Origin of the sequence: Hyalangium sp. (assembly GCF_035629615.1) — a bacterium.
Lineage (GTDB): Bacteria > Myxococcota > Myxococcia > Myxococcales > Myxococcaceae > Hyalangium.
The window spans coordinates 1-5,420 of sequence record NZ_DASPHO010000181.1 but is presented as its reverse complement, the minus strand read 5'-3'; the positions used below and the strand labels follow the sequence as shown (position 1 = coordinate 5,420).

At 69.1% G+C, this 5,420-nt stretch carries 5 protein-coding genes; 1 reads left to right on the top strand and 4 read right to left on the bottom strand.

Going from position 1 to position 5,420, the window contains the following annotated elements; genetic code table 11:
* From VD972_RS09355 to VD972_RS09345, 3 genes are all read right to left on the bottom strand, one after another.
* Positions 1–307 (bottom strand): universal stress protein (locus VD972_RS09355; protein ID WP_324984099.1); only part of this gene is annotated, 307 nt, incomplete at its 3' end.
* Positions 308–513: 206 nt separating this feature from the next.
* On the bottom strand, positions 514–906 hold the full coding sequence (locus tag VD972_RS09350) for a type II secretion system protein GspG (protein ID WP_324984096.1): 393 nt from the start codon (positions 904–906) through the stop codon (positions 514–516).
* A gap of 4 nt (positions 907–910) precedes the next feature.
* A complete protein-coding gene (locus VD972_RS09345) occupies positions 911–2,371 on the bottom strand; it encodes a response regulator (protein ID WP_324984092.1) in 1,461 nt (486 codons plus the stop codon).
* A gap of 540 nt (positions 2,372–2,911) precedes the next feature.
* Between VD972_RS09345 and VD972_RS09340 the strand changes: the two genes are divergently transcribed.
* Positions 2,912–3,310, top strand: coding sequence for a hypothetical protein (locus VD972_RS09340; RefSeq protein WP_324984089.1), 399 nt, complete (start codon positions 2,912–2,914; stop codon positions 3,308–3,310).
* Between the two features lie 1,036 nt (positions 3,311–4,346).
* Here the strand turns inward: VD972_RS09340 and VD972_RS09335 are convergent.
* On the bottom strand, positions 4,347–5,420 hold a 1,074-nt coding region (locus tag VD972_RS09335; RefSeq protein WP_324984085.1), incomplete at its 5' end, for an Ig-like domain-containing protein.

The following is a 5,420-nucleotide window of genomic DNA, read 5'->3' as shown; positions in this document are numbered from 1 at the left end:
GCCAGCCCTCCGCGGCCAGCACCAACCACCGGGCCTGACGGCACACCTCGTCGCTGACCACCGCCTCCTCGATGTCGGAGCTCAGGACGACGTGCACCTCCACGCCCAGCGCTCGGAGGCGCTCGGCCTCCCGCTCGAGGCGCTCGGGCAGGCTCGCCTGGATGCCGGCACCTCCACCGTCCGAGCCCTCGTGCTCCGCCACGCCGTACAGCGACAGGGGCTCCTTCAGCCTTGCCGCCAGAGCCGCCGCGGCGCTGGCTGCTCTCACGGAGTCCGGGGACAGGTTCGTGACGCAGACGATGGGCATGGCAGCCTCCTTCGGGGACTCGGGGCTCTACCGGGAGAACACACAACGAGCCACGCCTCCTCGGCGCCCCGACCTCTCTCCACGCTGCTCATTCCTAGAAGGGACAGGCGACACGAACACGGCACCCCAGGTGCGGCAGGCAGTCGAGGCTCCTGCACGGGCAGCCCTGGCTCGCTCGTCCGCTTCGTGCCCGGGGCGCGGCCGGATCAGCGGGTGTGGCCGTCAACCTGGCTGTGATCCTGCTCCACGCCCTGCCCACCGCGCTCGCCATCCCGCCCGAAGGTGATGAGCAGCGGCTGCTTGCCGTTGTTGAGGTAGACGTACGGGCGGCCCCAGGGGTCCACCGGCACCGCGGGCAGGTACTCCGGCACGAGGAAGCCCAGCGAGTCGTCCTCGGGCAGGGCGCCTTTCTCGGCGCGGTAGCGCTCCAGCGCGGAGCCAATCACCGCGAAGTCCTGGTGGATGCGCACCCAGGACTCATCCCCCCGGTGGCGGAACGCGAACAGCACCGTCGTCACCACCAGGCAGAGCCCCACGGCCAGCCCGAGGAAGAACCGAAGGGGAGCCAGGCGCCGCGTGCGAGCCGTGTCTTCGCTCATGGCCTCACAGCGCGCGGTAGAGGGGCACGGGCTGCTGCTTGCCCTTGAGCCGCACCGGCGGCAGGTCCTCGAAAGCCATCTCCCGGCCCTGCACCTGCAGGCGGGTGCGCTCGCCCACGAGGATCTCTCCCGCCCCGGCCAGGGCGCACAGGCGCGAGGCCACGTTCACCGCGTCGCCAATGCACGTGTACTCGGTGCGCATGGCGCCGCCGATGTTGCCGGCCACCACCTCGCCCGAGTTGATGCCGATGCCCAGCTCCAGGACGAGGGGCTGCCCGCTGCGCGCGTCGGCAATCCACTCCGCCTCGGCCTCGGCACGCAGCTCGCCCATGGCCACCATCATCATCTTGGCCGACTGCAGCGCCCGCAGCGCGTCATCCGAGCGGTGCACGGGCGCGCCCCACACCGCCATCAGCCCATCCCCCAGGAACTTGTCCAGCGTGCCGCCGCACGTGAGCACCGCGTCCGACAGCCGCCCGAGCACCTGGTTGAGGATACCGACGACCTGCTCGGGGGGCAGGCTCTCCGCCAGCCCGGTGAAGTTGCGGATGTCGGCGAAGAGCACCGTCACCACGCGCTTCTCGCCCGTGAGCACCACCGTGTCCGGGCTCTTGAGGATCTCCTCCACCACGGCGTCGGAGGTGTAGCGCGCGAACAGCTTGCGCATGCGCTCCGTCTCGCCGGTGCGGCGCATCACGCTCTCGATGCGCGCGGACAGCTCGTTCATGGAGGCGGACTTGTTGACGTAGTCGTCCGCGCCGGCGCGCAGGCCCTGCACGCGCTCCGTCTCTCCATCATTGGCGGTGAGGATGATGACGGGCACCTGCCGCGCCGGGCCGTCCTTCAGCCGCCGGCACAGCTCCACCCCGTCCAGCCCCGGCATGTCCAGGTCCGTCAGGACAATGGCCGGCTGGACCCGCCCCACCTGCTCCAGGGCCTTGTACGGATCATCGAAGATGACCACCTCGTAGCCCAGCGTCTCGAGCCCCTCCTGCACGAAGGCGCAGGCCAGCGGGCTGTCATCCACCACCATGACGCGGTGCTTGCCCTCGGTGGCGGGCCGCGGCGGCTCCTGGCGTCCGGAGATGCGGCCTTGCAGGCTGAGGGCCTCGTAGATCTGCTTGTAGGTGCAGTAGCCCATCTCGACGAGGATCTCGCCGAGCTTGCGGCCGTCCTTCCGCTGGAAGACGAGCGCCTCCTCGAGCTGGTTGAGGGAGATGTACTTCATCCCCACCAGGAGCTCGCCCAGCGGCGGGTGGGCGGCCGACTTCTCGCTGGTGAGCCCAAGCGCCTCGCCGAGCGCGTCTTGGATCTGCTCGCGGGTGACGTAGCCCAGGGAAATGAGGGCCTCGCCCACGCGCTGGCCGGTGAGGGCCTGCAGCGCGAGCGCTTCCTGCACCTGGGTGGGCGTGACGATGCCCAGCTTGAGCAGGAGGTCACCGAAGAGGGGACTGGAGGCGCTCATGCGGATGCGGGGGCTCTGCCACCCGGCGGGTGGCCTCGGGGCATTCCTTTCCTAGGGTTCCGAGACTACCCCACCGGGTCCCACACGGGGAGGAAGAGAAACAAGGAATGAGGTCACCCAAGACCCCTGCCCAGGCTCCTGCCTTGCGGCGAGGGCCTGAGTGCCTGGGGCCGAGAGCTGACTCCTGGGGTGGGTTCCGAGCCGCCGGGCCCTCGGAGGACGGGCGTGCCGAGCGTCCTCCCGGGGCTGGGAGAGGCATGCCTCGGTGGGTAGGAGTGTCCTGCATGAGACGACCCGGAGCTGGGAGCTCCGAGTCGCTGGGCCCCTGGTGAGGAGGGGGAGGCCAACACGGAGGGACTGGCTCACGGCTAGGCTCACGAAGACGGCGGTTGCCGCACCGTCTTGGGCCAGCTCCCTCGCGAGAACGCCTTCATGAGATCCGTGCTTCCGCTTCTTCTGTTCGGAGCAGCATGCGCTACGCCGACCCCGCCTAACACCACCGCGCAAGACGCGACCATGGCCAGGGGACCGTGGTCGGAAGTGCCCGCTGTCGAAATGCCCACAGGGGACACCTCCATCCCCATCTCCTTGCTGCGGGACGTGGCGGATGCGCTTCTCAAGCGCCCCGGCGCCAAGGTGTGTGACCCAGCCACGCAGCGGCCCATCATGGGCCTGTCCACGGAGTACTGCTCGACGGTCTATGTCGCCGGAGACCGCGACTCGCTGTCCTGGCGGGTGTCCGAGCCTGTTGGAGGAAGCCACAAGTCGTGCGAACCGTTCTTCGCAGTGAAGGATGACGATTACCCCTCCTCCCAAGTATGGGTCGTGGGGTACGTCCATAACCATCCGTGCGCTGGGACTCTCTCCTCGCGTGATCTCAGCACATGGCCTACGGATGCGTTCAAACCCTATGTGGCCATGGCGGAAGTCCGGTGGTAGCGGAGCGCCAGGACGGCACGCGCGTCTTCCTGCGCTACTTTCCCACGGGCGAGGTCCAACAGTGGAGTGAAGCCAAGGCCCACTGGGTCACTCTCGGTACCTGCGCCCCACTCGGAGCCACCCCCTTTCGTAATACCCTGCCCTCATGTCGTGATGGATCTCTGCAACTGTTGCGCGAGTAGACGCTTGGCACGTGACGACGGCCGGACAGAAGAACTCAAGGCTTGAGGGCACCCTGGGGACGAGATGCAGTGCCCAGAGCACTGTTGCCGGGTGCGATGGAGGAGCGAGATGATCAAGGTGTGCGCGCTTACAGGGCTCGCAGCGATGCTGTCTGGATGTGCCGTGCCCGCTGCCTCGTGGAAAGGAACGGTGGTGTGGCCCGAGACCGAGCGAGACGAGCAATCGGTCAAGACCATCGTCCCCCCCATCGAAGCAGGGGCCGCGCTCGCCGCGGCGGCCGCCATCCGCGAGATGATACGAACCAACCCGTTTCCACGACTGTTCAGGGGATGCTCCAGTCCCGAGCAGGGAATGGATGTCGCCGTCTTCACGGGTCCGACGCCGGGCCTGTATTACGTGGTGCTGGAGCAGCGCTTTCATCGGTGCGGCGGCCCGAGCGGGCGCGTTCTCGACTGGGACTATGTGTACGCAGTTACTCCCCAAGGCGAGGTGGTGGCCGAGGCCCCGCCACCGAGGGGGGAACCTCCTGCGGCCTCCCCTCCCGTCCCGAGTCCTCGTCCGCCCGAGCAAACAGCGCCACCTGTCATTCCGCCACAACCACCAACCCCTCCGCCTCCGCAAACGCCCGCCGCTTCGCCTCCGGCTGCCCCTCCCCCAGCATCACCACCACCCCCCGCCTCACCGGCGCCGGGTACGCCTGGGTGAGAGCCCTCAGTCCCCCCTGGCGCGCCTTCTGAATCCCCCTCGAAAGTACGGACGAAGCGGACCGGCGGCGCGCTCGAGCGCATAGCGCCACGAAGTGGCCCGGTGCTCATGCCCCCCGGGCCACTGGCCTCCTCAAGACCGCGAGGAACTACTGGCGGCGCCTGCGGACCATCAGCACCGCGAGCAGCCCCAGCCCCATCATCGCCAGCGACGAAGGATCACCGCCCGAGGTGGCGCAGCCGATGCCGTCGCCGAGGAAGTCGCGATCCCCGCCCGTGGGAGGAACGACGTTCCAGCTGGCGGTCGCGGGAGTCGGGTCCACGTTGCCGGCGCCGTCGCGAGCGCGAACCTGGAGGGTGTGCGCGCCCTCGGCGAGGTCCCCGAAGATGGCGGGATCCGAGCATGGCACGAAGGCAGCCCCGTCGAGGCTGCACTCGTAAGTCACATCGGACTCGGTGGAGCTGAAGTTGAACGCGGCGTTGGGGCTCTCGGAGTCGCCCGAGGGCCCGGAGACGATGGTGGTGTCCGGCACCCCGGTGTCGACGATGATGCGGACGGTGTTGGAGGGCGGGCTGGTGTTGCCCGCGGGGTTCGAGGCGGTGGCGGTGATGTCGTGCGGGCCATCCGCCAGCGGGGTGGTGGGGGTGAACGTCCAGTTGCCCGCCGCGTCCGCGGTGGTGGTGCCCACCGCCGTTCCGTCAATGAACACCGTCACCGTGCTGTTCGGCGGCGCGGTGCCGGAGATGGGGGGCGTGGTGTCGTTCGTCACCGTGTTGTTGGGCGGACCCGTCACCACGGGCGCCGCAGGAATGGTGGCGTCCACGGTGAAGGTGTTGGTGTTGGACTCGGGGCTGAGGTTGCCCGCCGCGTCCGTCGCCGTGGCGCTCACCGTGTGCGAGCCGTTCGTCAGGCCCGTGACGGGCGTGAAGGTCCAGTTGCCACTGGCGTCCGCCGTGGTGGTGCCCACCGGCGCGCCGTCCACGATCACCGTGACGGTGCTGCCCGCCTCCGCCGTGCCCGTATAGGTGGGCGTGTTGTCGGAGATGGTCGAGCCATCAGCAGGCGTGCTCACCACCGGGGCGGCCGGAGCCGTCAGGTCCACCGTGAAGGTGTTGGTGTTGGAGTTGGGGCTGGTGTTGCCCGCCGCATCCGTGGCCGTGGCGCTCACCGTGTGCGAGCCGTCGGTCAGCGCCCCAGGCTGCGTGAAGCTCCAGTTGCCGCT